Consider the following 3071-nt stretch of genomic DNA (forward strand, 5'->3'; position numbering starts at 1 on the left):
CATACCAGGCATCCACTTTTAAGCGGATGCCTTTTTTTATGATCAGTTATTAGTCATTTTGCTACGCTGTAATTGACCACTTGTATTTCAGGGTTACCTTTCATCCTTTTTCTAAAACGGCATAAGCCATTAACCAAAGTTAATCATTGTTTCTTTTAGCCTTTCCCAAAACTGGCATTGTTGTTGTTTGTTGTAGTATAGGTTAAATTATCACATTAAAACGCAAAAAATGAAAGATCAAGCGAAAATTATAGCTGCACTATTAGTTGGTGCCGCAGCGGGTGCTGCATTAGGTTTATTGTTGGCCCCCGAAAAAGGTGGTGAACTGAGAGACGATATTGCAGATTATATTAATGACCTTGTAGATACAGCTAAAACCAAAGCGCAATCAACAGCGAGCGGCATTAATGACGCTTTTGAAAAGGCAAAAACAAAATTTAATGGCACCGTTAGTGACCTTTACGATTACAAAGACGATGCAATTGATTCGGCAAAATCAAAGGCTAAAGATGCTGCAGACAAGGCACAGGAAGTAGCAGAAAGTGCTGTTAATGATGCCAAAACAAAAGTAAAAGGCACCGCCAATGATTGGAATAATTCTATCCAAAACGCATAATTTTTAGTACTATACTACCTAATATTTAGTACTATATTAAAAAACAAAAAACCAGGCCATGTTGCCTGGTTTTTGTTTTTATGGGTATTGGTGTTTTATTTAGCCTCTAAAGTATTGTTCTTTTCATTGGCATCCATAAATATACCGCCATCTAAGGTTACTGTTTTGATGGTCTTAACGGTTTTAAGATTTACCAGGATCTGTTTCTGATTATTTTGCCAAACAGCGGGTGTTTGGTGAACAGTTTGGGTTGTACCATCGGTGTAAGTGATCTTAACATCAAACGGGACGGCAAAACCACCGGTGTTTTTTATATTGGCTGTATACCCGCCCGCAACTTTGCTTATCTTTTGCAAATCAAGATCGATATAATAATTGGTGAAAAACCAGTTGTTAAAAAACCAGTCAAGGTTTCGGCCCGATAGATTGCTCATGGAGTTAAAATAATCCCATGGGATAGGGTGTTTGCCATGCCAGCGGTCCATATAACCATGCAGCGCTTTTTTAAACAATTCATCGCCCAACATGTCTTTTAAAGCAAAATGGCTTAATGCCGGCTTACCGTAAGCGTTATTACCATAACCAGCCCTTAACTCGCTTGATGGGGTAATAATTGGCAGGTCTTCGGATGTTGAGGGATCATGGATCCACCTGTCGATCCTGAAATCTTTAAAAAGTTGATCAGCTTTTTCGGCTCCTACTTCATCTGTACCTATCAGGCGTTCAAAAGTAGTCGCCCAGCCTTCGTCCATAAAGGCGTAACGGCTTTCGTTAATACCCATGTAGAAGGGGAAATAAGTGTGTGCTATTTCATGATCCTGTACAAAGGCCGAAAACTGGATATCATCCGTATGACTATCGTTCACCATCATTGGGTATTCCATATCTGCAAATCCCTGGAACGCAGTCATTTTAGGAAAAGGGTAGGGTACACCCGGCCAGTTGCGCGATAACCAGCTCAAAGAGTGCCGACCGGCCTGTACAGCATGATGAAAATCGGCCGCGCTATCCTGAAACGCAGCTTGCATGCTGGCCCTGCGGTGGGTGGCATCATCCACAATGGTGCTGGCAGCATCCCATACATAATGATCGCTGATGCCCACAGCCATATCACTGATGTCATTAGCTTTCCAGATCCATGAATTTTGATCTTTTTGAGCTGTAATGTTCTTTTTAGCCAGGTCGGTAGCAGTAGCTACATGTATGGTCGAGTCGCTGGTCATTGATGCTTCCAGGCGTTTAGCATATTCGGGCTGTAATACCTCTGTAGGGTTTTGTAGGGTGCCGGTAGCCCATGCAATATAGTTTTTAGGCACATTTACAGTAAGTGTATAATCATTAAAATCATTATAAAATTCCTGGGCATCTAAAAACGGAAGCCTGTCCCAGCCATTATAATCATCGTAAACAGATACCCTTGGATAAAAATAAGCCAGGTAATAAGTGGTTGGGTCAATCATTCCCTCACGGCCGCTTTCCAGCGAGATCTGGAAATGCCAGTCAATATCTAATTTTACCTGCTCATGCGGCGCGAGGGGTTTATTTAAATTAACCGCCATATTGGTTGATGCTCCGGCCCCATTTATTTTTGCGGGCTCGCCGTTAACCAAAAATTTATCAAACTGGATGCCTGATGTTAAGTAATCAGGGCTGGCATCTCCAAACCTGGCCACCCCCGGTTTGTGTATATTCAGTATCAGCTTCATGTTAAGCCTTTTCAATGTATCCGGGCTGTTGTTTTCATAAGTTATGGTTTCAGTGCCTTTTATATTTCTATCTGGTGGCAGGGCGGTAATAGTAATGTTGTAAACACCGTGATTTTGCCAGTATTTTTTTCCTGGATTGCCATCTGCCTGCCGGGTTCCTTTATTAAAAGCTTTCTGTACATCGCGCGGCAKATACAAGTTTTGTGCCTGTACCTGCATTAGCGCAAAACAGGATAATGCGGTTAGCATAATGGGTTTGATCATGTTCATAGTTAAAATAAATTGTTGCCTGGATAATGTAAAGATGCTTCTTAGAATAAAAAGTTACAAAATAAATTAAAAAACCAATATACTTACTTATTGGTCAGTTTTTGGTAACAAAAGTGTAACATCCGTTTAATTAAGGATAAATGTTTTGGTAGTATGGAAAATATTTTTTTTATTTGTTCAAGTTATTTTAATAGGGGTATTAAATAACTAATATTTAGGCCATCCGCTTTTTGTGGATGGCCTTATTTTTTTAAGGAGATTTCGATATACACATTAATTTTCAGTCAGKTATTCTTTTGAGATGATCACGAACAGGTGGTCGTTATCTGTTGACTCATCCAGGCATTCTGTAAGCAACTGATTTACCTTTTCGTATTTCAATAGTTTGGCTATCATCATTAGCATCCGGCATGATGTTATGATTACATGTTCCAGTAATTGAATGTACATAATGATATCAAAGTCGCTTAAAATAGTCA

General features: G+C 39.8%; 3 protein-coding genes. 1 reads left to right on the forward strand and 2 read right to left on the reverse strand.

What is annotated here, in order from left to right:
* Positions 1–229 precede the first annotated feature (229 nt).
* Positions 230–616, forward strand: coding sequence for a YtxH domain-containing protein (locus tag AC1DPZ_RS24590; protein WP_477408431.1), 387 nt, complete (start codon positions 230–232; stop codon positions 614–616).
* A 95-nt stretch (positions 617–711) separates the two neighbouring features.
* Here the strand turns inward: AC1DPZ_RS24590 and AC1DPZ_RS24595 are convergent, their stop codons facing one another.
* The gene (locus AC1DPZ_RS24595) at positions 712–2592 is read right to left on the reverse strand and encodes a M1 family metallopeptidase (RefSeq protein ID WP_477408433.1); all 1881 of its coding nucleotides are present in this window, start codon (positions 2590–2592) and stop codon (positions 712–714) included.
* Between the two features lie 273 nt (positions 2593–2865).
* The coding region (locus tag AC1DPZ_RS24600) for a DUF892 family protein (RefSeq protein ID WP_477408435.1) at positions 2866–3071 on the reverse strand (206 nt) is incomplete at its 5' end.

The sequence above is a fragment of the Mucilaginibacter sp. P4_G9 genome (assembly GCF_056400985.1).

What these genes read in the sequence shown, in the direction of transcription:
- AC1DPZ_RS24590 (WP_477408431.1), top strand. Translation starts at nt 230, where the DNA reads ATGAAAGATCAAGCGAAAATTATAGCTGCACTATTAGTTGGTGCCGCA.